The 23,605-nt window shown below is 63.0% G+C and carries 20 protein-coding genes and 1 pseudogene; 6 read left to right on the top strand and 15 right to left on the bottom strand.

Annotated features, from left to right (window positions below; translation table 11 throughout):
- Positions 1-256: 256 nt before the first annotated feature.
- Complete coding sequence (locus AC0L30_RS16135; protein WP_473404691.1) at positions 257-1,480, bottom strand: ABC transporter substrate-binding protein; 1,224 nt, start codon at positions 1,478-1,480, stop codon at positions 257-259.
- Between the two features lie 404 nt (positions 1,481-1,884).
- Here AC0L30_RS16135 and AC0L30_RS16130 point away from each other — a divergent pair, with 404 nt between their 5' ends.
- Entirely contained in the window at positions 1,885-2,091 is a 207-nt protein-coding gene (locus tag AC0L30_RS16130) for a hypothetical protein (protein WP_035993660.1), read from the top strand.
- Positions 2,092-2,692: 601 nt separating this feature from the next.
- Here AC0L30_RS16130 and AC0L30_RS16125 read toward each other — a convergent pair.
- The 8 genes from AC0L30_RS16125 to AC0L30_RS16090 form a co-directional block, all read right to left on the bottom strand.
- Positions 2,693-4,636: a glycosyltransferase gene (locus AC0L30_RS16125; protein WP_007597078.1), complete on the bottom strand. Its 1,944-nt coding sequence runs from the start codon at positions 4,634-4,636 to the stop codon at positions 2,693-2,695.
- A complete protein-coding gene (locus AC0L30_RS16120) occupies positions 4,633-5,574 on the bottom strand; it encodes an HlyD family secretion protein (protein WP_473404689.1) in 942 nt (313 codons plus the stop codon). The genes AC0L30_RS16125 and AC0L30_RS16120 overlap by 4 nt, the downstream gene beginning before the upstream one ends.
- On the bottom strand, positions 5,561-6,016 hold the full coding sequence (locus tag AC0L30_RS16115; protein WP_473404688.1) for a hypothetical protein: 456 nt from the start codon (positions 6,014-6,016) through the stop codon (positions 5,561-5,563). The genes AC0L30_RS16120 and AC0L30_RS16115 overlap by 14 nt, the downstream gene beginning before the upstream one ends.
- A gap of 153 nt (positions 6,017-6,169) precedes the next feature.
- Positions 6,170-8,173 carry a putative bifunctional diguanylate cyclase/phosphodiesterase gene (locus AC0L30_RS16110; RefSeq protein ID WP_473404687.1) on the bottom strand — a complete coding sequence of 668 codons (2,004 nt, stop codon included), beginning with the start codon at positions 8,171-8,173 and terminating at the stop codon, positions 6,170-6,172.
- Between the two features lie 5 nt (positions 8,174-8,178).
- On the bottom strand, positions 8,179-9,183 hold the full coding sequence (locus tag AC0L30_RS16105; RefSeq protein ID WP_007597075.1) for a TRAP transporter substrate-binding protein: 1,005 nt from the start codon (positions 9,181-9,183) through the stop codon (positions 8,179-8,181).
- A gap of 212 nt (positions 9,184-9,395) precedes the next feature.
- Positions 9,396-10,325, bottom strand: coding sequence for an alpha/beta hydrolase (locus AC0L30_RS16100; protein ID WP_219680676.1), 930 nt, complete (start codon positions 10,323-10,325; stop codon positions 9,396-9,398).
- Positions 10,326-10,459: 134 nt separating this feature from the next.
- Positions 10,460-10,954, bottom strand: coding sequence for a hypothetical protein (locus tag AC0L30_RS16095; RefSeq protein WP_007597073.1), 495 nt, complete (start codon positions 10,952-10,954; stop codon positions 10,460-10,462).
- Positions 10,955-11,185: 231 nt separating this feature from the next.
- The gene (locus AC0L30_RS16090) at positions 11,186-11,755 is read right to left on the bottom strand and encodes an alpha-ketoglutarate-dependent dioxygenase AlkB (RefSeq protein ID WP_219680681.1); all 570 of its coding nucleotides are present in this window, start codon (positions 11,753-11,755) and stop codon (positions 11,186-11,188) included.
- Positions 11,756-11,834: 79 nt separating this feature from the next.
- Here AC0L30_RS16090 and AC0L30_RS16085 point away from each other — a divergent pair, with 79 nt between their 5' ends.
- A complete protein-coding gene (locus tag AC0L30_RS16085) occupies positions 11,835-11,975 on the top strand; it encodes a hypothetical protein (protein ID WP_007597071.1) in 141 nt (46 codons plus the stop codon).
- Here AC0L30_RS16085 and AC0L30_RS16080 read toward each other — a convergent pair.
- From AC0L30_RS16080 to AC0L30_RS16070, 3 genes and pseudogenes are all read right to left on the bottom strand, one after another.
- The gene (locus AC0L30_RS16080) at positions 11,972-13,558 is read right to left on the bottom strand and encodes an ATP-binding protein (RefSeq protein ID WP_473366940.1); all 1,587 of its coding nucleotides are present in this window, start codon (positions 13,556-13,558) and stop codon (positions 11,972-11,974) included. The two genes, AC0L30_RS16085 and AC0L30_RS16080, sit on opposite strands and share 4 nt — an antisense overlap.
- Entirely contained in the window at positions 13,555-14,259 is a 705-nt protein-coding gene (locus AC0L30_RS16075; protein WP_473404686.1) for a response regulator transcription factor, read from the bottom strand. The genes AC0L30_RS16080 and AC0L30_RS16075 overlap by 4 nt, the downstream gene beginning before the upstream one ends.
- Positions 14,260-14,278: 19 nt before the next feature.
- Positions 14,279-15,768 (bottom strand): annotated as a pseudogene (locus tag AC0L30_RS16070) (DUF4153 domain-containing protein).
- Between the two features lie 187 nt (positions 15,769-15,955).
- On the opposite strand from AC0L30_RS16070, the gene AC0L30_RS16065 reads away from it, so the two are divergent.
- Complete coding sequence (locus tag AC0L30_RS16065; RefSeq protein WP_473404685.1) at positions 15,956-17,299, top strand: glycoside hydrolase family 3 N-terminal domain-containing protein; 1,344 nt, start codon at positions 15,956-15,958, stop codon at positions 17,297-17,299.
- On the opposite strand, the gene AC0L30_RS16060 is transcribed toward AC0L30_RS16065, so the two are convergent.
- The 3 genes from AC0L30_RS16060 to AC0L30_RS16050 form a co-directional block, all read right to left on the bottom strand.
- Positions 17,296-18,915 (bottom strand): ABC transporter substrate-binding protein, encoded by a 1,620-nt coding sequence (locus AC0L30_RS16060; RefSeq protein ID WP_473404684.1) that lies wholly within the window; start codon positions 18,913-18,915, stop codon positions 17,296-17,298. The genes AC0L30_RS16065 and AC0L30_RS16060 overlap by 4 nt on opposite strands.
- A gap of 95 nt (positions 18,916-19,010) precedes the next feature.
- A complete protein-coding gene (hydA, locus tag AC0L30_RS16055; protein WP_007597060.1) occupies positions 19,011-20,465 on the bottom strand; it encodes a dihydropyrimidinase in 1,455 nt (484 codons plus the stop codon).
- Positions 20,466-20,578: 113 nt separating this feature from the next.
- Complete coding sequence (locus AC0L30_RS16050; RefSeq protein ID WP_473404683.1) at positions 20,579-21,187, bottom strand: TetR/AcrR family transcriptional regulator; 609 nt, start codon at positions 21,185-21,187, stop codon at positions 20,579-20,581.
- Positions 21,188-21,290: 103 nt separating this feature from the next.
- Here AC0L30_RS16050 and AC0L30_RS16045 point away from each other — a divergent pair, with 103 nt between their 5' ends.
- The 3 genes from AC0L30_RS16045 (at position 21,291) to AC0L30_RS16035 (ending at position 23,593) form a co-directional block, all read left to right on the top strand.
- Positions 21,291-21,986, top strand: coding sequence for a PspA/IM30 family protein (locus tag AC0L30_RS16045; protein ID WP_007597052.1), 696 nt, complete (start codon positions 21,291-21,293; stop codon positions 21,984-21,986).
- Positions 21,987-22,025: 39 nt separating this feature from the next.
- A complete protein-coding gene (locus AC0L30_RS16040) occupies positions 22,026-22,301 on the top strand; it encodes a YiaA/YiaB family inner membrane protein (RefSeq protein ID WP_007597050.1) in 276 nt (91 codons plus the stop codon).
- A gap of 227 nt (positions 22,302-22,528) precedes the next feature.
- Positions 22,529-23,593, top strand: a complete 1,065-nt coding sequence (locus AC0L30_RS16035) for an amidohydrolase family protein (RefSeq protein WP_473404682.1) — start codon at positions 22,529-22,531, stop codon at positions 23,591-23,593.
- Positions 23,594-23,605: the final 12 nt, after the last annotated feature.

The following is a 23,605-nucleotide window of genomic DNA, read 5'->3' as shown; positions in this document are numbered from 1 at the left end:
TCCTCTTCAGATGTCTCTTAGAGAATCGCAGATTCGCGATTTACGCAAAGCCCTCGCTTGCGGGAGAGGTCGGCGCGTCCGGGCGATGCGAAGCATCGTCCCGCGCGCCGGGTGAGGGCTTTCTCCTCTTGGGGGTTCTCGATTGCGGATGCACCCTCTCCCCAACCCTCCCCCGCAAGCGGGGGAGGGAGCGCACCTCTCCCTTCGATGCGATAAACACCGACGCTCCCCCAAGCGGGCAACTGCCCTGCCCGAGTCACCGCGCCGCGCCTTCCGTGAAGGCGGTTTCGATCACGTCGCCGAAGGGTTGCCAGGAACGGCCGTCGAACTGAACCAGCCGCATCTGCCTGATCGGCAGGTAGCTGTTCGGCGAGGTGTTCATCCTGATGTTGGGCAGCGCGACCGAAGGCTGATAATTCCTCAGCGAAGCAGCCTGACGCATGATGTTCTCGCGCGAGAAATCGTCGCCGCATTGCTTCAGCACCTGCGTCAGCGCCTCGGCCGCGGCATAGCCATAGAGCGCAGCGCTGCTGTTGGTGCTTTCGTCGTGATGGTATTTGTCCATGAAGGCGAACCAGTCCTTCATGGCGGGATCGTCCTTCCATGCGGGATCGCTCGGATCCTTCAGGAAGGCCGCCGAGATCACGCCGGAGGAATTCTCCAGGCCTGCCGGCGCCATCGCGTTGGCAATCGAGGCGGAGGCGTCGTTGACGATAAAGACCGGGCGCCATTTCAGTGCCGCCGCCAACTTGATCACCTTGGACGCCGTCGACGGCACGCCGAGAAAGACAAAAATATCGGCACCGGCGCGCTTGAGGATCGAGACGTGTCCGTCGAGATGCTCGTCGGCAATGTCGAAGGCGATGTCGACGAGGACGAGACGGTTCAGATCGCCAAGGCCTTCCTCCATGCCCTTGAGAAGCGCACGCCCGAACTGGTCGTTCTGCCAGAGCACCACGATCTTCTTCCTGGGATAATAGGCCTGGAGATAGTTGGCGTAGATGCGCCCCTCCGACCGGAACGACGGCTGCCAGCCCATGGTCCAGGGAAACGCCTTGGCCTGGCTCAGCTCCTCGTCGCCGGAGGCGACGAACAGCTGCGGAATCTTCTTCGCGTTCAGATACCAGCGCGCGGCGAGATTGCCCGGCGTGCCGAACGAGCCGAACATCAAATGCACGTCGTCCGTCTCGACCAGCTTGCGGGTCAGCTCCAGCGCGGTCGTGGGGTCGGAATTGTCGTCGCGGGTGATGAAGCGGATCTTGCGGCCGTTGATGCCGCCGCGCGCATTGATCATGTCGAAATAGGCGGCTTCCGCCTGGCCAATGGCGCCGAACTCCGAGAGCGGTCCCGAATAGGGCATGACATTGCCGATGCGGATTTCGTTGTCGGCGGTGGGTTGATCGGCGCGCTCCTGCGACATCGCCCCGAGCGAGGCGTAGGAGATGATCAGAACGAACAGCAGCCTGCCGGTGACGCGCATGCTCGACACCTTGTCGTTGGCCCCCAACGAGGTCGGCTCACTCCGCAGCAAGGCGATTGATCTACGTCAAGCGTTTGTCAAAGCTGTGGCCGGACGGCGGGCTTCTTGCCGGCCGAACGGAATGGCAAGCGTATTGACGTGCCGACCGTGGCGGGCCGTCCGCGGACCTCGAACTCGATCTCGACCCCGCGGTCGCGAAACCGGACGATACAGTGCAGGTTGCCGATGAAAAATGATTCTATCTGTGAAAGTTCACATTTGGGATAGCGGGCCTTAGTTTGGCTGGTGGTCAATATTGACCGGTGGCAGCAGAGCTTGCCGTTCCATCATGTTCCATCACCGCTCCCATTGGCATCCATCGATGACAGAGAGTATTGCGCTCCCGCCGGATCCAGGCAAGCCTCATGACCATTCAACGACCGCCTTGTCCTAAATGCCAGACGACAATGATGCTGGCGCGCATCACGCCCGGCTCCGCCGGTTTTGACATTCGTACCTTCGAATGTTCCGCTTGCGATTTCGTCGATCAGATCGCGGTCGATCTGGTCGACCCGATGAGATCGGCCCATACCTTGGCTTGGTTTCACAGCGAATTGCGGGCGCCTACGTAGGAACGCGCCCTACCCGGAACGATCGAGCGCCGAAAGCCTGGACGTGGGCGTTGGTTGAGAATAACCGATTGCAGCGCTCGGCTTGGCAGGGACGGTGACGTGCTCAGTATGGATCGGTCCGACCTTGAGTGTTCCGCTCAGCGCTATTCTTCAGCGATCTTAGTGCTGCGCTTTGACAAACATGTCGAAGGAGGGTTTCCGAAAGACGGACGACCAATTCTTTCAAGTCCTTGGTCTCCTTTTCGAGAGAGTGGAGGGCGCGCTCCATTCGCAGTTCGTCTTCGAGACTCCGGGGCCAAAGGGTTGGCTGTCTTCTCGGTGATCATCCCTTCCTCCCAACAGCGCTACGTATCTCTTCGCGCTCTTTGGCATGACGCCCCCCAAAAAAAACTACGTGCTCTCAACGACGATTCGCAGCTCAATATTGCTCAGCTTCGGCGGTTATCGCATTGGGTATCAGAAGGCTCGATTTGCCGGGGCGCTCTCAGTCGCCGCACTCGGATACGATGCTCCTTGCTACGAATCTCCTCGCTGTGAGGAAATGAGGCCTGCTAGGACAGCCATGTTGTCCAACCCTTCCTGCCGCCGGTGGTAGACGTAGTCACCCGAAGATCCGCATCAATAATGCTTTGCCGACGGGAGCGGCGCGTATGCCGGTGAATGCACTGACGTAGTCACCGGAATAGAAAGCGCGAATGAGATCGATGCGCGTGTTCAGGGTTTCATCAAACCGGACCGCAAATCCATCCCCAGTTCGTCGCACGACCAGGGCAGCTACTTTTCTTTCCTGGAGGGTGCAATGAACCGCGGTCCCGACTGGCGGTGGCTTGTCGCTCACGAAGCGGGCGCCCGTGATCGACATGTCTGCCAAACGGTAGATGAACTGCCGGCCACCGAGATTGAAAAGAACCGGCTCATCTCGCTCGAACCGCTCGGCCTTCCGTCGCCGCGGCTGCTCGATCGACACCAAGCAGACGATCATCAGAATGATCGCGTTGTACAAACTCCAGGCGAGCGCCAGGCTGCCATAGGCGATCATGTCGCCTTGCACATGAAGCACGAAGGCATAGACGATACCCGCGAGCGTAATCGCCAGTGCGGTGCCGTATACCCTGAGCAGTGGCCACTCGATGAAGCGTTGATCGCGATCCCCGCCCTTTGCGGTGACCTTGAATTTGTGCCCCTGCGTCTTGAGCAGCCCCGCCGCCACGGCCTTGAGAACCGCCGGCAGTGCAATGTATTGAGCGACATCCGACATCACCGCCATGGAGCGTCCGCGGGAAATCCAGGCCATGGTGAGCGAATACCAGACATAGAAGGGTAGGAAATATCCGAGGAGTTCGAAAAGATCCGCCTGGACGGCTTTGACGCCGAAGAGAAGATAAAGGCTCGGAACGACGAGACCGAATACCTTGACGACATAGGTCGAGGTCCAACTCATGAATGCTTCGATGAGAGACAGCCTGTCGATAACATCCAGCTGCGATCTTCGGGAAAAAGGGCCACTTCGCCCGCGAAAGATCTGCATGAAGCCAAGACACCATCGGCTGCGCTGGGTGATGTACTCCTTGAGGCCCTCCGGGGCCAGCCCCAAGGTCAGACGTTCGTTCAGGTACACCGTGCCCGCGCCAATTTCCTTCAGCCGCAGCGTCAGCAAGTAGTCCTCCGTCACGGAGTCGGTCGGAAAGCCGCCAATTTTCACGAGGGATGAGAATCTGATGACCGACGACGTGCCGCAACAAAAAGCCACGCCCCAAGCGTCTTTCGATGGCATCAGAATATCGAAGAAGAAACGCTGCTCGTCCGGCCAGACCTTGGTCGCGGCCAGGTTGGTTTGGATCGGATCCGCATTGATGAAATGCTGAGGCGTTTGCACCACGCCTACGCGCTGATCGCCGAACAAGCACATCGCGCGGGCGAGGAATTCGGGCATCGGAACGAAATCGGCGTCGAGGATCGAAATGAAGTCAGGGGGATCGGCGAGCTCCGCCACATGCCGCAGGGCGTGATTGATGTTGCCAGCCTTGGCGTCGGTGTTGTCGGGGCGCGCCAGATAGCGGCAGCCGAGCTGGCCGGCAAGCTTTTCGAGCCAGTCACGCCGCCCGTCGTCCAGAACCCAGACACGGTAGTTGGGATAGTTCATTCCCGTGGCGCCGATGATTGTGCGCTCCAGGATCGACGTTTCCTCGTTGTAGGTGCAAACGAATACGTCGATCAGCGGAGCTTGCCGCCCGGCAAGCCACCGCCTGTTGGCTTCGACTTGCGGCGTACGATCGGTCGTGCGGCTGAGAAATACCAGCGACAGTGCACCCGCTGCAAGCGATGCAGCCTCGACGATGAGGAACAGAAATCCCACGGCGAAATCGGCGGTCCAGCCGACGGGCGGGACCGTTGCCGTCATGCGCCATCCAAAATAACGGAGCATGAGCAGCAACACGATTGAAATCATCAGCGAACGCGCCGCGGAGTTTTCGTGCCTGAGCCAGGGAAGGACGGCAACGCAGAACCCGAGCGCAATAAGGCCCGGCGTCAGCGCGGCGATCATGGCTTTCTCGCCGTGTCTGCCGAGAAGATGACGCGTCCGGTTCGCCCGACCGGACAATCGTTGGAGCCATCGTTGAGGTCGGGGACAGAAATCGTCGCGCGATACGGTTCCTTGCTCAGCGCATCGGGATTAATGGCGAGGTTCGCTGCGGCCCCTGCGGAGCCGGTGAGATTGACGACGGTGCCAGCCAATTCGGGCCCGCCGGCGCTCGGCCGGAAATGTGCGAGAGATCCCAGTTTCAGCCCGTTATACACGCTCTCAGTGACGTTCGCCGTCACCACGGCACCGGAACAATCGAGTAGACGGACGAGCGGTTGTCCGGCCCGGACGTCCTCTCCAGGCGCCGTCATGACCTCCCATATTCGGCCGGCGATGGGGAATTTGATGTCCGCCTCGGAGCGGCTGATGTAACGAGATCGTTCGGATTCAATCTCGCCGACGAGCCACGAGATTTGCGCATCAGCATGCGCTACGTCCGCGGTGAGCCCTTCAGCCCGCTGCCGCATTTCCTCCTCACGCTGCACCGAGCTCGGACGATCGTTGTAGCTGTCGCCGAGGAACGTGCCCTCGCGCGCGGCGGTGAGCTCAACCTGGGTTGCATCCAGGCGGCGGCGCGCGCCGATTTCGGTTTGCTGGGCAATGGTTTGATCCCGCGTCAAGCGCCCAAGCTCGACAGACGAAACGCTGCCCGATTTGATAAGCGATGAAGCTCGTTCCACCGCGGCCGCCGCCTCCTCGCGACGCGCTGCGGCGGCTTCGATTGATGTTTGGATTTCTGCGATGCGCGCCTCGAGCTGACGGATGCGCCCCGCTGTGAACAGGGCCGCCTGACGCGCCAGATCCTTCTGCGCCGCCTGGGCTGAAGCTATCTTCGAAACGAGGCTCGGCCTTTCGTTTTCGAGGCGAGACATCTGACTGCGTAGATCATCGAGCCGCACCGCGGTCTCCGCGCGGATTGACGACACGAAGGATGAAAGTGCCCTCGCCGACGATGCCTAAATCGCCTGCCAGACTGGCCCCCGCTGAAATCTTCCCGTCGATCGGCGACCTCAATGTCACGAGCCTGGAATTGACGACGGCTTCGACGCTTGACGTCTGGAAAAGCGCCCTGAGCGGCAGCCAGCCGAATACTGCGACGATGGCGATGCCCGCTGCGGCCTTCACAAATCGGCGAAGCGTCCGGCTCGGCTTGGATTGCGCCAGATCCGCGGCCGCAGCGCCGCCAGTTGCCGGGGCATCGGTATTGCCGGGACTGAGACGCGCATCCAACGCGCGTTGCAAACCGTGCGCGTCATGGTTTCCGTCCATCGCGAGAGGCTTCGCGATATCTGGACCGCCGCTTTCGAGCGTCGAACCGAAACGCGTTTTGTTTTGCATCATACACCTGACAGCTAACGCGCAACCTCAGAGCGAGATGCCGTCGGCCGGACCCAAATGCAATCTTGGTGTTGAAACAGTTAGTTGAAACAAGAGAACTGTCTGCAATAGAGAGCCGCCAAGAGCCGCGTTGGCCGAACGGGAACAGGGTCGGTGCTACCGTTCGGCTGATAAGTTGACGAGGTGCAGCTTGGTGGCTTGGGCCGGCGCGGGCGAAGCCGGTGGCATTGCCTTCTCAAAGTCCGCGAGAATGCTGGCGCCGAGCTCCGAGGCGGGGATCGGCCGGCCGAAGAAGAAGCCTTGCACCTGATCACCCTCGGCCGCCTCGAGAAAAGCTGCCTGGTTGGCGGTTTCGACGCCTTCGACCGTGACGCGCATGTGCAGTTCCCGTCCGAGCGCGATGATCGCTTTCACTACTGTCCCGACCTGACAATGGGGGCCGTTGAGGCTCTGCATGAAGGCTCGATCGATCTTGATCTTGTCGAACGGAAAGCGCCACAGATAGCTGAGGCTCGAATAGCCAGCCCCGAAATCGTCCATCACGATGGCAACGCCCATCGTCTTGAGCGTCCGGAGTTGCGCCATGATCGTTTCGGTGTTGCCGAGCAGCAGGCTTTCGGTGATCTCAAGTTCGAGCCGGTGCGCCGCGAGTCCAGCCTCTGTTAGTGCGGTGGCGACGATGTCACCGATGTTGCCCGCCACGAACTGCGCGGGTGACAGGTTCACTGCAACGGTCAGGTGCGCCGGCCAGGTCGCGGCCGTGCGGCATGCCTCCCGCAATACCCACGCCCCGATCTTGTCGATAAGCCGCAAGTCCTCGGCGACCGGAATGAAGGTCAATGGCGGAATGAGGGTTCCGTCCGCCGCGGGCATCCGGATCAGCGCTTCGAATCCGGCAAGGCGGCGCCGGGATACTTCGAAGAGCGGCTGGTAATGCAATTCGAAGCGATCATTCAGCACCGCCTCGCGAATCGCCCTCTCAAGCTCGATGCGCGCTTGCAGCTCGGTGTCCATTTCGGGCAGGAAAAACCGGATGCAGTTGCGGCCGGCTGCCTTGGCCGCGTAGAGCGCGAGGTCAGCACTCTTGAGCAACCCCTCGGGGCTGGTGTCTTCCCCCGTCGCCAGCGCCACGCCGATGCTAGCGGTGGTGAGGATCTCGTGCTGCTTGAATTTCACGGTCGCATTTATCGCGGCGGCGAGATGGCTCGCAAACGACTCGGCCTGAGCTTTGCCGGCGATGCCGCACTGCACGACCACGAATTCGTCGCCGCCGAGCCGCGCCACCACGTCGTCGATCCTGACCGCGGCGCGAAGACGCTTGGCGATGGACTTGAGCAGAAAATCGCCGCCGTCGTGACCAAGCGAATCGTTGACCTCCTTGAAACGGTCGATGTCGATGAAGTGTACGGCAAGGCTGCTGCCCCGCATCGGCAGGCGAGCGATGGCGCTCTCCAGTTTTTCGATCAGCTGCGGGCGATTGGTCAGCCCGGTCAACGCGTCATGATGGGCGAGAAACCGGATGCGCCGGTCAGCGTGCTTCACCTTTGTTTCCCGATACCAGGCAATTGCGGGAATGGAGAAGGCGAGACCTGACAGCAGGCAAAGAAACACGGCTGCGGTCAGGAACGTATTGTGGACATTCTTGCGTTGCTCGGTTTCATCCACGTAGGCCGCAACGACAGCGGTGAGGCGACCGTCGGTCTGGATCGGGACATAGGCGCGGGCGAAGAATGCCGGTCGGTCGGGCGAATTTCCCTCCCCGACGTCGATGATCGGTTGACCGTCAACCGCTGATCGCGCTGCATCGGGGCTATATTCAGACAAGTCGACGAGCGCGATCTTTTCGCGGGTCGAAACGAACTGGGAGTAGCCATTACGGTTGAATATTTCGTAGTGAAAGACCTCGCCGGAATTTCGCGCCGACCGGAAGAACGCCATGCTCGCGGCGGAAGGCTGCTCGCCGCCGGCGATCTGCTCGAGATCGGCGACACTGGCCGCAAGGAACCTCGCCCAGCTACGAGCGGTCGACGTCGCATCTTGACGGAGAAGATGTTCGGTCGTGATTTTCAGGGTGGTCCCGGCGCCCAGCAACAGAATGGCGAGCGCGGCGACGATGGTGACGATGTTTCGCTGAGGCCGGATCCCGGCGAGTGACGGCATCAGTGCTACCGCGTCGATCGCATTTTCGTGAGCTCGGCCCGAGCGGTTTTCAGCAGCTCGGCATTGCGCTCACTTTTCGAAGCCCAATCGTCGGCAACGGCCGCGAACACGGCATTGGCCGCATCGAGGTCCGACGGCGAGGGTATGGTCACCTGGCGTTTGGGATCGGTCTTCAGCTCACCCATGATGCTGTTTTCCACGGCTTCGTAGGTATCCATGAAGCGCCCGGCAGACCATGCACCACTGTATTTGAGGATGATCGCCTGCGCCGATTTCGGCAGCCGGTTGAACGTCTTCCGATTCATCAAGACCATCAGCGGCGCGCCGCCGACACCAAGAAGGTAATGATAAGTCGCAACGCGTTTGATGCCGTAATCGACCACTGAAGCAGGGTTCACGAGGGCGCCATCGATGCTGCCGTTGCCGATGGCTTCGGAGATCTTGTTGACCGGCAGGAGCACAGGCCGCGCCCCGAGCTTTTCGAGCGCTGCGGCTTCGCCAGGATTGTTGACGCGAATTCTCTTGTCCTTGAGATCGTTCAACGACGTGATCGCGATATTGCTGTGGATCGTCTCAGGCTCGCTGACATAAGCGCCGATCACGATGTAGTCATCGTATCCTTGCAGCGCGTTGGCGGCCATCAGCCGGCCGAACACCGCAACGGACTCCCGCATGCTCGCAAACAGGCCGGGCATTTCGATGATTGCGTTATCCGCAAACCGGTTGCGCGTCAGCCCCGTCACGACGTAGGCGATGTCGGCCCTACCGTCGAGCACGAGCTGGGGCTGCTCAGCCGGATCCTTGCCAAGCGCGCCGCTGAAATAGGTTTCAATTTCGATCTGGCCTCTGGCCTCGGTGTTGACCGCTTCGACGAACGGCTTGACCGCGGCGAGATAACTCGTCGAGCGGTCGGAGCTGAAGAAGGCCAATTTGAGCTTGACCGGTTCGGCGGCTGAGGTCGAAATCAACGCAAACGAGATCACCGCGCATCGTGCCAGCAACGTAAGCATCGGTTTTCCGATCGCGGCAGCGACGGGTCACACAGTTGTGCGAAACGCCGATTTTCTCGGTCTCTAGCGGACCCTCATAGATTGAACTACTTCAAGTAACTCTCCTAGATAGCACGCGGTGCTCCAGGCGGCGACCAGGATCGCGAATCGTGGTTTAAGGCGTGCTAACGTCGGCGAGGCGTGGCCGGTATCGGCGTGCTCCCGGCACGCCGCTACGGCAGACCGCGCGCCTCGAGCTGATGCACCAGCAGCAGCGTCGGCTCGGCGAGGCTGTCGCCGGAGCCGTCGAGACCGAAGGCGCTCGCGATGCCGTCGCGGCTGCGCAGCAGCGCACTACGCGGACAATGGCCGGCGCCGCAGAGCGTCTTCTTCAGGGTCTCGCCCTGCGCCGTGATGCCGGCGGAATCATCCGCGGCCCAGGCCAGCACGATCGGGACGTCGACATTGAGGATGCCGGGGAAGACCGAGCGCTTGTTGTACTGGCTGGCGTCGCTGCCGAGATAGGCCTTCTCGCTGTCGCTCGCGTCCTTGCCGGCGCGGTAGACGCCGGACACCAGCACGACTGCCGCAACATCGGCGCGGTCGGTCTGGAGTTCGGGATGGGCCAGCAGGGTGGCGACATGGAAGGCGCCGGCGCCGTAGCCGACTGCGACGATCTCGCGGGCATCGCCGTTGAACAGGTCGATATTGCCGTGGACCCAGGACAGCGCCGCCGCTACGTCGGTCGCACCCGCCGGCCACGTCGCCGAGGGCGCCAGCCGATAGTTGACGCGCACGCCGACCATGTCGTTGCGTGCGGCAAAGCACATGGCTTGGTCCTGGATCTGGCGCGACAGCTCCGGCGCGGCGCGGTCGCCGGTGAAGGTGTCGCCGGTCACGAACAGCAGCACCGGCCGCGGCGTATCCGCCTTGGTCGTGGCGGTGGCGACATCGAGCACATTGGCTTCGCTCTCGCCGTAGCGCAGGCCGCGCGAGAAGGTGACCTGCTCGCACAGCCGCGCGGTGCCGCCCGCGGTGGTGTCGTTGTCGGTGAGGCCCACCCGGACGAGATCGGACGGCGCGTCCGGCCGCATCGGTAGGGGACCTTGTGCGGAGGCTGCCGTCAGGCCCAGAGTCAGAAAAAATGCGAGAAAATTCTTCATGTCGGTGTTGGCCCTGCGTGCCCGATATGGGCTCGCGCGTTTGGCCCGTCTTTTCAATTCGCCTTATTAGTTAGCTGGTCATGAGGCGATTTCACGGCACCCATGGTTCTCTCGGCTCGTCCTCCGCGCGTGGTTCAATTCCCCGGCTGAAACGTGCACTCCGCCCCGCTGCCGTCCTTCCGGCGGATTGCGTTGGGGTCGATCGTGCAGCTCAGCTTGGTCAGGCTCTCGAAATTCGATCCCGCGGCGCCGTCGGACGGAATGCCGGCCAGTGCTTCGGTGGCGAAGATCTCGCTGGCCGTGGAGCCGTTCACCGTCCTGGTCTTCTTGCCGAAGGTGACCTCGCAGTTCCGCACGGTGATGTCGACATTGCCGGCGCGACAAACGATTCGATCGGCGGTCACCACGATCGGCTTCTTGTAGGGAATGTCGCTGTTGGCGGCGAACAGCATCGCCATCGCCTTCTTCTCGGCGCCGGACAGGACCGACGACAGCGGCGCGATCACCCCCGCGAGCGCCAGCGCCGTCGAGCCCGAGACTTTTGCGGGCGTCGCGTCGGAGGCATCGGCGACGCCGGAGGCGGTAGCGACAACGAGGGTGCAGGCGAGGATCAATCGACCGGGCTTCATCTTGGCTCCCTGGACCTGCAGTCGCGGCTTCCTCCCGCGCGGCGCGTGGAACCAGTTTAGCATGTAAACGCGAATTGGAAGGCAAGTTCGCCGGGCCTTGCGCCTTTGCGCGGTGCGGCTGTTTTGCCCCGAGGTGTCAAACGGTTATGCCGCGGGGCCGAGCCTCGCGCCGACACGGCCGTTCTACTGTGCATGGGGTTGTTTTCGCGTTTTTTTGTTTTGGCCCGCTCTTCAGGCCTGCTTCATCGTCCGGAAGGTGATGGAATAGCGGCGCGCCTCGACCGGCGGGATGCTGTGCTCCCATTGCGACCGCGCCTCCCCGTCCATCATGTAAAGCGAGCGCGGCAGAGCTTCGAGCGTGTGGCGCTCCCATTTGTCGCCGCCGCGGCGGCGGAAGCGGAATTTGCAGGACGAGCCGAGCGACAGGCCGAGGATTTTGTCGAAATGCGGCTTGTCGCGATGCCAGCCGATGCCGACGCCGGCGTCGTATTCGGTGCAGAGCACTTGCCGCACGCTGCCGGCGGCAAGCCCCGCCCATGCCTCGACCTGCCGTGCGGCGGGGACGACCCAGTCCGGGATCGGCTCGGCCTCGGCCAGCCGCTGCAATGTGTAGTCATAGCGATAGCCGAAGGACGCCACCCGGCGGTTGCCCTCGAAGGCGCCGAACTGGAAGCGCTGGAGCGGCAATGCTGCGATGCGGCCGATGAGCGCCTGCTCGGCGGCGGCCTCGACGAAGTCATCGGTGTAGCGAAGGCCGGCAGGCCCTGCTTGCGGATCGGCGAACAAACCAAGCTGCGTCATTCCTCGCATTTCCGTGATGGAACCTAATGGTGGCTGATGCGACTTACATATGACGCGGAAAGTAACGTGCGAGGCTGTCATGGCAGAGAAGCATACCGCCGATCCGGCAGAGATCATGCGGGCGACCGGTCATCCTGAGCTGGAATACGCCGCCGGCTGGACCATCGCCGGTCTGGTCACGATCGGCACCATCGTCGCCGCCTGGGTGTTCGCGATCTAGCCCATTGGAAACTGGAGCTCGAATGCCGCGCCGTCCTCGGTCGGCTTGAGCCTGATCGAGCCGCCATGGCTCGCCATCACCGCGCGCGCGATCGCGAGCCCCATCCCGGTGCCGCCCTGGTCGCGGCGGGTGGTGAAGAACGCGTCGAAGATCCTGTCGCGGTTCGGCGCCGAGATCGGATCGCCGTCATTGCTCACGGTCAGACGCAGGGTCGTGCGCTCGTCGATCGCCTCCAGCCTGATTGTCCCGGCGTTGTGCCGCATCGCATTGTCCGCGAGGTGCGACAGCACGATCAGCGCCTTCTCAGCCGACATGCCGATCATCAGGTCAAGGCTGCCGCTGGCCTCGATTGAGCTCGCTGGAAACCGGCTCCTGAGGTCGGCAATCACGGGCGCCAATTCGGTGCGCTCGTTTTGCGGCAGGCTTTCGGCACGCGCGAGTTCGCGCAGCCGCTGCGCCATCGCTTCCAGCCGCTTTGTGTCGGACAGGATATTGGCGATGAACGTCTCCTGCTCGGTGGGCGTCAGGCTACCCGCTTTGCCCTGAACCGAATCCTGCAACAGCTCGGCGGCGCCCTTGATCGAGGTCAGCGGCGATTTCAGTTCGTGGGTGAGGTGGGCCGAGAAGGTCGCGATATAGTCCGAGCGCCTTGCGAGCTGCTCGGCCATGCCGAGAAAGCTGTGCGAGAGTTGCGCGAACTCGCGTGTGCCGTAATGTCGGAGCGGCCTGAACGCCTCGCGGTCGCCGCGGCCTATTCTGGTGGCGCGATCGATCAGCTCGCGCATCGGCAGCGTGATGGTGCGCGAGAATACGAGGCCGATCGCGATGGTGCCGAGAATCACGGCAAGCCCCGCCAGCACGAACTTGGCCCGCTCCTGGTAGAGATGGTCGAAGATGTTGCTTGGGGTCCGCGTCGTGTAGATCACCCCCGCGACGCGGTTGTTGACGATGACAGGCATCGCCGAAAACACGTGGACGCCGAGGCCGCGGCTGAAGGAATAGATCGACGGCGGCGGCTTGTCCGGCACGCGGTTGCGCAAGGTGGCGCGGTATTGGCCGTGCAGCGCGTCGGCGACCTCCTCGATATGGGCGAGCGATTGCCCGACCTCCTGCCGCCCGGCGATCACCACGCCTTGGGGATCGAGGATGCGAAAGCCCGCCAGCGTCACCTTCTGGGTCTCGCGGATGATCGGCGTCAGTTTTGCGCCGATCTCGACATAGGCGGGTTGCGCCGGCTGGGCCGCCGCCAGCGCCTCGGGTCGCCGCCGCAGCAGGTCGTTGGCGGTGAGATCGAGCGCGGGGCGGATCGGGGTGACCTGGTCGCCGGGGTCGGGCAGCACGTTCGGTGGCACCTCGGCGCCGAGCGTGAGGCCGCTGTCGAGCCGCGCCGTGACCTCCTGCGCATAGATCGTCGCGAGCACGCGGCTCTGCGCGATCAGCTCGGCCTGGGTCTGGCGGATCAGCTGGTTGTCGTAGAGACGGAAGAAGAACAGGCCGACCAGCGGCAGCACGCCGACGGTCGCCAGCACCGTGAAGATCACGAGGGTAAGCGACGGCCGCCATTTGTCTGGCGCCGCGCTCATGCGTCCTTCTCGCAGCGGCCGAGCTTGAAGCCGACGCCGTGGATGGTCTCGATGACATTGTCGCAGGCTAGCGCCGCGAGCTTGGCGCGGATGTTGCGAATGTGGCTGTCGATGGTGCGGTCGGAGACCTGGATGTTGAGCTGATAGGCGGCCCGCATCAGCTGCTCGCGGTTGAACACTGAGGTCGGCCGAGTCAGGAACGCGCGCAAAATGCCGAACTCGATCGCGGTCAGCTTCAGCGGCGTGCTGGCGAAGGACGCGACATGCTGCTCGGGATCGACCAGAAGGCCGCCTTGCGCGAGGGCCGACGGCCCCGCCTTGGCCTCGCCATTGCGGGGGCCGAGACGGCGCAGGATGACGTTGACCCGCGCCACCAGCTCGCGCGGGCTGAACGGTTTCGTCACGTAGTCGTCGCCGCCGATCTCGAGGCCGAGGATGCGGTCGATCTCCTCGTCGCGCGCCGACAGGAACAGGATCGGCACGTCGGAGCCTTTGCGCACCTCGCGGCAGACGTCGAGGCCGTCGAACTCGGGCATGCCGATGTCGAGTACGATCAGGTCGGGCTTGTCGGCGGCAAAGCGGCTCAGCGCCTCCTTGCCGTCGCGCGCCTCGATCACGTCCATGCCGGCTTTCTTCAAGGCAACGCGGATGACCTCGCGGATGTGACCCTCGTCGTCGACGATGAGAATGCGGTGCGCCAAGAATCTCTCCGCTGCCTCGTTAGCCCGTCGGCCGAGCTTTCGCCAGCGCGTCCAGCCTGCGCTGGAGTCGCCAATTCCGGAAGCCCCAGCTCCGCCAGGCCAGATCCTGAAGCTGGACTTCTACAAGCCGATCGCGCCGCGACACAAGGCAGTTGTCGTCCGACCGATGAGCGATGACCTTGTCGAGGGCAGGCAGCGCCTGCGGTCCAAGTGTGAAGAGGTAGTTGGCATCGATGTGCAAGCCCTTACCCGACATTTCGTTGCTGTGGCTCAGATTATAGTCGGCGATGAACGCATCGAAGTTCACCAGCGAGCAGCCATACAGCGTGATCGTTAACGCGATCAGATTGGCGCCGACGAGCCATTGGTTTGACCTGTCGAGCACGATGCGGGCGACGATCAGGATCAGTCCGAGCGCCACCAGCCCCATCCAGATGAAGGCCGCGATGCGCCAATAGGTCAGCATGTAGATGTCGACGTACAGATCGAGGCGAAGGATGGAGGAGGCGACGAGAAGAACGTTCTGCCCCACCCAGAGATAAACCAGCGGCCGCATGATCTTCGATTTCTCCGCCGGCCCGCCCGGACGCATCGCGACCAGCACAAAGGCGGCGGCAAGCAGCGCGGTGGCGATCAGCGGGTAGGCGCCGCGATGGGCGTAGGCCGCATAAGTCATGTTGGCCGGCAGCGCGACATGGCCCCAGAGGTAGATGCCGTCGAGAATGGACTGTGCCGCGAACAGCAGATTGAACAGGATCAGCGAGCGCAGGATGGTGGAGGGCCCAGGAACTCAGCCGAGACTTGGGACGGCAGTGGCGGCGGCACGGGGCCATCGACGATCGTCGTTGTGGCAATCGTCTTGCGCCGCCAGCGCACATGGATGAACGGCCAGACCAGCGCCAGCATCATGGTCCAGAACAGCACGCGCGGGATGCTGACATAGTCGAGGATGAGCTTTGGATTGAGCAGAGACACCCACTGCTCGATCACCGGATTGGCGGCCGCGAACAGCGCGACGAAGACGGTGCTCAGCACAGCAGGCATCAGCCAGAGTGCGATGCCGCGGGTGAACCCCGACATGCTGAAGATATGCAGCGCGTCGAGGAAGAACCTGAAGGGCCCGAGCAGGAAGAGGTTGCGCAGCGCGCGGGCACGTTCAGGGAGCCCGGTCGTTTCCGGATTGGTCGCGAGCAGGAGCGCAATCATTAGTGACGCGAGCAGGATCAGGAAGGACAGCGTGTTGACCTCCTCGATGGCCGGGACGAGGCCGGCGACGAGAATACTCCCGCCGATCGTGGCGCGCCGCAAATCCAGGGTCGTATGATTGAAGAGCGCCGATACCAAAGCCGTCGCGATCGCAAAGAGCGTCAGCGATAGCCCGATCCGCTGGCCGTAGAACAGCCAGTCGGCGAGCGCGGCGAGAACCAGCGCGAGGCCGACTTTGGGCGGAATCGAGGAAGGCCTGATCGGCTGGAGGTCCGAGGTGATCGTCGTAGCCAGGCTCGTCATGTCCGGAAGACCTTTCGTGATGGGCGGCATCACGAAGTTTGAACGTCGTTTGTGCAGAAGGCGGGATCGTCGTCTGCACGATTTCAGGAGTCTTTTGCAGATTATGTGCAGGCGCGCTTTTGGTCCTTACGCGGCGCGAATCGCTTTGATAGGTGCGATGCGTTCATCACCTTGGGCGTGACGCATCATGCAATTCCTCAATCGCATCGGTCTCATCCTGCTCTGGTTGGCCGCGCCTCTCGTCGCATTTGCGGCCGCGAACAAGAACGATCCTTATCTGCTCGTGCTGCGCGGCGCTGGAAACATCGCGCTTGTCGTCACAAGCATCGTGATCGTCATCGTGCTGCTGCGCAGGGGGCGCTGGCGCACAATCGCCGGCAGGCTCCTCGTCATGCTCTGGTGCGTACCGCCGCTCCTGATGTCGGCGGCGCACCTGAAATTCGAACTGCGCAAGTACGATGTTCTTGCCGCCAGTGCGGCCGAGGCGCGTCAGCTCGGACCTCACTTCATGGTCGGTTATTCCTCCTTCCCGGAGATCGCGCGCCTTGCCGAGCAAGGATTGATCGGCGGCATCTACGTCACCCGGCACAACATCCGGGGTCGGACCGTGGAGGCGCTGCGTGCCGAGATCGCGGCGCTCCAGGACAAGCGGCGAGCCGCCGGCCTGCCGGCGCTGGTCGTCGCCGCGGACCAGGAGGGCGGCATCGTCGGGCATCTTGCGCCGCCGTTGACGAAGCTGCCGGCGCTGGCGACGCTTGCCGGGCTTGCCCCCGATGACCAGCAGGTCAAAGCGGCAGGGTTCGGCCGCATCCACGGACGTGAACTCGCCGGGCTCGGCGTCAACCTCAATCTTGCACCAGTGCTCGATCTCAAACCGGCGGTCCGGCGCAATCGCCTCGACTTTCACACACTGATCGGTCAGCGCGCGATTGCGACCGATCCGGCCGTCGTCGGCGCGATCGCGAGCGCTTATGTGCGTGGGCTGGAAGAATCCGGCGTCGGTGCCACGCTCAAGCATTTTCCCGGCATCGGCCGCGTTCGCACCGACACGCATCATTTCAGCGCCAATCTCGACACGCCGGTGAAGGAGTTGGAAGCAACCGACTGGCTTCCGTTCCGCGAGGTGCTGTCGCATTCGCGCAGCGCGCTCATGGTCGGGCACGTCACGCTCACGGCCGTCGATCCCGATCGGGCCGCCTCGCATTCGAAGCGTGTCGTCGAGGGGATTATTCGCGACAAATGGGGCTACCAGGGCGTTGTCATGACCGACGATCTCGTGATGGGCGCCATCTACCAGCATAACGTCTGTCAGGCCGTGGTCGAGGCGATCAACGCGGGCGTCGATCTGCTGCTGGTCGCCTATGACGGCGCGCAATTCTACCGGGTTTTTGCTTGCGCCCTGGATGGATCGCGGCAGGGCAAGCTCGATATGGCGATGCTGCGCGCGAGCGAGGTGCGGCTGGAGCGGAGCTTTCCGACCGAGCAGGCGCGGGCCGCCTCACGCACAGTCAGCGTCGCCCGCCACAATTAGCCCTTCGCGAACTGCCGGTAGTCAGGCTCGCGATGAAACCAGAACTCGTAGCCGGTGATGGCCTTCTGCATGGCGACGTCGTGGATCGGCTGGTTGAGCGGAATGACGGGAACATCGCGCATGCAGAGCGCGATAAAGTCCTTCACGGCCTTGTCGTACTCGGTAGCATCCGTGGTGAATCGAGCCTTGTCGATCAGCGCGTCCATCTCCTTGTTCTGGTAGGAGGAGATGTTGAAGATCGAGTTGTTGCCGTGGAAATTCCAGTAGAAGTAATATTCGGGATAGTCGAGCCAGCCGCTGAAGCGGTTGAGCGCCAGAGGCAGCTCTTTCTTGTTCAGCGTCGTGCGCCAGTTCGCGCCGGGGATCTTCTCGATCGCCGCCTTGATGCCGATCTTGGCGAGACTTTCCTGGATCAGGATCGCGGTCGGCTCGCCGACCGTGGCGGTGCCGGTGTCGAGCGACAACGTTGTCTCCAAGCCGCTTTCGAATCCCGCCTCCTTCATCAACGCTTTGGCCTTGTCGAGATCGGTGACGTAGGGAAACGCCTGCGGCCAGACCGGCTTTGAGACGTCTGCTGCTCCGCCATACATGGGAACGGCACGCCCGAAGAACGCGCTGTTCTGGATCTGCTCATACGGCATCGCCCAGGCGACGGCTTGGCGCAGCTTCACATTGTCGAACGGCGGCTTTGCCGTGTTGAGCGCGACGGACCAGAGCGCGTTCGGGATCGGCACGCCCGAAACCTTGACCTTACCCTCCTTGATGATCTGCTCGAAGTCACGCGGTGCAAAGCCGCTGGAAATGTCCGCATCACCCCGCTCCAGCATGGCGCGGCGGGTGCCGGCGGAAGGGACGTCGCGCGCGATCACGCGCCGGAGCTTCGGGAGAGGTCCGCTCTTCCAATCGTCGAAGCGCGCCAGCACGGTCTCGCTGCCCGGTTTCCAGCTTTCGATCCTGTAAGCGCCGCCGCCGGCCTCGTTGTTCCTGAGCCACGCCAGTGCCCACGGGTCTTCCGCCGTCGCGTTCTTTTTCGCAAGCTCCGAGTTGATGATGAAGGGCACGACCACCGCGACGTTGAACAGCAGCATCTTGTCCTTGCGCACATAGTCGATGCGGAAGGTGTGATCGTCGACCACGACAAACTGCTCGGGTTTTTCCAGCGATCCCGCCGACATCTGGAAGGTCGGAAAGCCGCCGACCTTCACCGCGCGGTCGAACGACCATTTGACGTCTTTCGCGGTGACCGCCGTGCCGTCGTGGAATTTCGCGTCCTTTCGCAATTTGAAAGTGCAGGACATGCCGTCGGCCGCAACCTCGAAGCTCTCGGCGAGTTCAGGCGCGAGCGTTTCGCGGTCATAGGACAGCATGCCGTCGGGGAGCGTCTTGGAGGCGTAGCTCAGCAGGCGATCGTAGCAATTCCAGGACAGCCCGTTCACGGTTTGGTTGGAGCCGACGCCCTGCATGTCGAGCGAGTTCGGCCCGAGTTCCTGCACCACCAGCAGCGTCTCGCTGCGCCCTTGCGCCGTGGCAAAGCGCGGAGCGAGGGCGGTCATTCCGGCGAGGCCGAGGCCGCCGAGCACGCCGCGACGGTTTAGTTCGCATGATGATGCGCTCATGGGTGCCCCACTCTTGAGAAATTTGCACCATAAAGAGGCAAGGCGCATGCCATCGGCCGCGCTTCACGGCGTCGCATCCCGTGCGGATCTCAGTCCTACGGCGTCACCGCTCCGCGGCGCACGGCGCGCGGGGCGGTCAGCTCTTTCCAAGTGGAATTGGCGACATGCACCGGCGAGAACGCCGGGCGCTCGACATAATGGCCGTCACCGGCCTCGGCGCGCAGATCGCCATCCTTCCAGACGATTCGGCCGCGCGACAGCGTCGCCGCCGGTCCGCCGGTGCAGGAAAAGCCCTCGAACACGTTGTAGTCGATCCGGCTCATCTGCCGCTTCGCGCTGATGGTCCTGCTCGCCTTGGGGTCCCAAACCACGACATCCGCGTCCGATCCGACGGCGACCGCGCCTTTGCGCGGATAGATGTTGAGGATGCGGGCGATGTTCGCCGAGGTCACCGCGACGAACTCTTCCTTGGTCAGCCGTCCTGTTGCAACGCCCGCTGTCCACAGCAGCGCAAGACGATCTTCGAGGCCGCCGGTGCCGTTCGGGATCTTTCTGAAATCGCCGAGCCCGAATCGTTTCTGCTCGGTAGTGAAGGCGCAGTGGTCGGTCGCGACCACTTGCAGCGAGCCGGCTTGGAGACCGGCCCAAAGACTATCCTGATGCGACCTGTCGCGGAACGGCGGCGACATCACGCGCTGCGCGGAATGATCCCAATCCTTGTTCTGATATTCACCGGCGTCCAGCAGCAAGTGCTGGATCAGCGGCTCGCCATAGACGCGCTTGCCAGCTGCGCGTGCCCGCGCGATCGCCTCATGCGCTTCGCGGCAGCTCGTGTGTACGATGTAGACTGGCGTCCCCGTCATGTCGGCGATCATGATGGCGCGGTTGGTGGCTTCGCCCTCGACCTCCGGTGGCCGTGAATACGCGTGTCCCTCTGGCCCGGTGACACCGCGCGCGATCAGCGCCTCCTGCATCAGGGCGACGACGTCGCCGTTCTCCGCATGCACGACGGGCATGGCGCCGAGATGGGCGCAGCGGGCGAACGAGTTGTAGAGCTCGTCGTCGTTCACCATCAGCGCGCCCTTGTAGGCCATGAAGTGCTTGAAGGTGTTGATGCCGTAGGTTTTGACCACGGTCTCCATCTCGTCATGGATCTGCTTCGACCAGGATGTTACGGCCATGTGGAAGCCGTAGTCGGAGGCCGCCTTCTCGGATTTGTGCCGCCACTCCTGATAGGCCGCGAGCATCGACTGGCCGGGATCGGGCAGACAGAAATCCACCACCATGGTGGTGCCACCGGCCAGCGCCGCCTTAGTCCCTGATTCGAAATCGTCCGCGGTGACAGTGCCCATGAACGGCATTTCGAGATGGGTGTGCGGATCGATGCCGCCCGGGATGACGTAGGCGCCGCCGGCATCGATGATCTCGCTGCCGGTGGGCGCGTCGAGCGATTGCCCGACCGCGACGACGGTCGCGCCGTCGATTAGCACGTCCGCGCGGCGCGAATGATCATGATTGACGACGGTGCCGCCGCGGATGAGGAGGGGCATTGGATGCTCCGGAGAGGGAAGTGGACCTCGCGAAGCTAAGCGCGCTGCATGGGATGTGACAGGTGAAATTTTAGCCAGTCGCCGCCGACAGTTGAGCTGTGCGCTCTCAGCCTCTACGCCGCCCGCGCGATCAGCCCGTCGATCATCGCGCGCACCAAGCCCGCGATTTCCGCCCGAAGCGCCGGTAGCGGTACCGCGACCAGCTTCTGCTCCAGCCCCAGCGCCACCATGCCATGCACCGCCGAGAACAGGCTGCGCGCAGTGATGCCGAGCTCCTCCCGACCGCGTTTTGGAAACAGCGCGGCCAGCGGCTCGTGGACGTGGCGGAACAGCTGCATCTGGTCGTCGATGGACCAATCAGGAAGGGGCTTGTCGGCGTCCATGCGGTGCTCGAACAGAGCGCGCCACAGTTCGAGATTTTCCGCGGCGAAATCGCAATAGGCGAGGGCGATGCGGACCAGCCTCCCCTGCGGCGACGGCTCGCCCGCGCTTTCCGCCGTGCTCAGGGCCTGGTCGAGCCGAAGCAAAGTGCGCGAGCCCACGCGCAGGATCAGCTCGTCCACATCGGCGACGAGATTGTAGACCGCGCCGTTGGCGCAGCCGATCTCGCGGGCGAGATCGCGGGTTTTCAGGCCCGCCAATCCCTTCTCGGCGATCATTCGTTCCGCCGCCAAGATCAGATCGGATCGAAGTTTCTCTCTGCGTCCCAATGCCTTAGCCATTTGCAATCAAATTTCTGAGCGCTGCTCAATACATTTCTTGAACGAAGTTCAAGTTTCTTGCTACAAACAAAACGTGAGCAGCGCTCATAACAGGGAGCCAACAATGTTCAAGACCGTAGTGACACTTTTCCGCGGCAGCGTGGCCGCCGCCGGCGAGGAGCTGGAAGACCGGACGGCCCTTCTGATCCTCGATCAACAGATGCGCGACGCGGCAGCCGCCCTCGAGCGTGGCAAACGGACCCTGGCGCTGGCGATCGCGCAGGACCAGCAAGAAGGTCGCAAGCTCGAGGCGACCGTCGCCCGCATCGCCGATCTCGAGACGCGCGCGGTTGCGGCGCTCGACGGCGGCCGCGAGGATCTCGCCAACGATGCCGCCGAAGTCATCGCAGGCCTGGAGGCCGATCGCGATGCAGCGCTGACGGCACGCGCCTTGTTCGCAACCGAGATTGCGCGGCTGAAGCGGCACGTCGCAAGCGCGCAAGCCCGCATCACCGAGCTCGACCGCGGCCGCCGCGTCGCCCGTGCCTCGGAAGCGGTGCGCTCGCTTCGCCGCAGCGGCATCGAGGCGGCACGCCCCTACGAATCCACGCTGCCGGAGGCGGAGAGCACTTTGAGGCGTCTTCGTGAGCGGCAGATGGAAGCCCAGGCCGCTGACGACGCGCTGGTCGAGCTCGACGCGGCCACCGGCCCGCGCGCCACCGCCGAAAAACTCGCCGAGCAGGGTTTTGGCCCCCGGCTCAAGACGACCGCAGACGACGTGCTGGCGCGGTTGAAGTCCAAGCGCACGCCGACTGTCTGATCCCGAACCCATCGTCATTCGAACCAACAGGAGACCATCATGAACCAGAATGGCCAGCCCCACAGCGGCGCCTGGGTGACCTTCACTTACGTGTCCTTCGCAGCCTCCGCCTTTCTCGTCGCCATCGGCATCTTCTTCCTGCCGATCGATTTCTGGATGAAGGGCTATCTCACCATGGGTGTTGTGATGCTGATCCAGACCTGCGTCACCCTGACCAAGACCATCCGCGACAATCACGAAAGCAGCCGGATGGTAAACCGCATCGAGGATGCCAAGGCGGAACGTCTGCTGATGGAAGTCTCCAAAGCCGCTTGACGGGCATAGACAATCCGCAAGGAAGCAGCGGAGCAATGCGCTCCGCGGCTTCGGCGCCGGAACGCATGTCGCCACACCTCATATCGCGCCTGCGAAATGCAACAGAGCCATGACGATCGCGCGGGCGTGCGCTCTTGCGCAACCGCACGGGCAGGGGCAGTCTTCACAGGCGGCGCACAAGAACGCCGCCAATAAGATGTGCTTACAAGATCTCGGCGAGGAACCTCATGGCAGCGACGCGGATCGACTGCGACATCCACCCGGCGGTTGGTGGCACGCGCACGACGCTACTGCCCTATCTCAGCGATCACTGGAAAGAGCAGGTCGTGAGCCGCGCCATCGACGGGCTCGATCTCACCTCCTATCCGCCCAGCATGCCGCTAAGCGGCCGCGCCGACTGGCGTCCGGCGAACGGCACAAAGCCCGGTTCCGATCTCGCGATGGTGCAGAAGGGCGCGTTCGAGCAGTTGGGTGCCAGTCACGCGATCATCAACGTGCTCTATGGCGCGCAGGCCGTGTTCGACCCCTACATGGCGGCCGACTTCTGCAAGGCGATCAACGACTGGATCGCCACTGAGTGGCTGTCGCGCGATCCGCGCTTGCGTGCCTCGATCGTGGTGCCGATGCAGGACCCGGATCTGGCGCTCGAGGAGATCGAGCGCCGCGCCGGCGATCACCGCTTCGTCTCTATCCTCGTGCTGGCGCAGGGCGAGACGCTCTTGGGACGGCGGCATTTCTGGCCGGTCTATCGGCTCGCGGAAAAGTACAAGCTGCCGCTCGCGATCCACGCCGGCACGCAATATCGGCAGGCGCCGAGCTCGGCCGGATGGCCGTCGCACCGCTACGAATATTACTTCGTCGAGGCACAGGCATTTCAGGCGCAGATCTTGAGCCTGATCTATGAGGGCGTGTTCGGCAAGTTTCCGAATCTCAAAGTCGTGCTGATGGAATCCGGCGTGAGCTGGCTGCCGGCCTTCATGTGGCGAGCCAACAAGACCTGGCGCGGGGTGCGCGTCGAGGTGCCCTGGGTCGAGCGCGAGCCGGCTGCGATTATTCGCGACAATTTTCGCGTCACCATGCAGCCGTTCGATGCGCCGGGTGACGTCAGAAGCGTTGAGGAGATCATCGACCAGATCGGTTCTGAGAAGATGTTCCTGTTCGCGTCCGACTATCCGCATTGGCAGTTCGACGGCGACGATCCGATCCCGCCGAACCTGCCGAACAGCATCATCTCGAAGATGTGCGTGGACAACCCGCTGGAGACGTTTCCGCGGCTGTCGCTCGCTAACTGACCTTGGAGGTTT

Source organism: Bradyrhizobium sp. MI1.11 (assembly GCF_055811255.1).
The sequence above is the reverse complement of the archived record's forward strand: the minus strand, read 5'-3'. Positions and strand labels throughout refer to the sequence as shown.